The organism is Campylobacter concisus (assembly GCF_002914195.1).
Lineage (GTDB): Bacteria > Campylobacterota > Campylobacteria > Campylobacterales > Campylobacteraceae > Campylobacter_A > Campylobacter_A concisus_M.
In genome coordinates, this window is sequence record NZ_PPAU01000096.1 from 1 (window position 1) to 442 (window position 442).

1 protein-coding gene is annotated in these 442 nt (G+C 41.6%); it reads left to right on the forward strand.

The genetic code is table 11. The features are described 5' to 3' along the window. Positions 1 to 50 precede the first annotated feature (50 nt). Positions 51 to 442: signal peptidase I (lepB, locus tag CYP28_RS05975; RefSeq protein WP_103593491.1), on the forward strand; the 392-nt coding region annotated here is incomplete at its 3' end.

A 442-nucleotide genomic window follows, 5' to 3' on the forward strand; every position in this document is an offset into this window, starting at 1 on the left:
AAACAACACAATCCTTGCTGCACAGGCAAAAAAAATTAAAGAGTGAGATAATGAAGAGAGCTTTTACTAAATTTTATGACTTTTGCTCGAGCTGGACAGGCACGGTTATCATCGTTTTGCTTGTCATTTTCTTTGTAGCTCAAGCCTTTGTGATCCCGTCTGGTTCGATGAAAAACACGCTTTTGGTTGGGGATTTTTTATTTGCTAAAAAGTATGTTTATGGCATACCAACACCAAGAATTCCATGGCTTGAGAGGAAAATTTTACCTGAGCTAAATGGCAATGGGCATCTCATCACAGGCGATGGTCCTGCAAGAGGCGATATAGTCGTATTTCGCTATCCAAACGATGAGAAAACTCACTTTGTAAAGCGCTGCTTTGCAACCAGCGAGGACGAGATCGTTTTTACCGAAAAAGCCCTCTATCTACGCCCAAAAGAGGG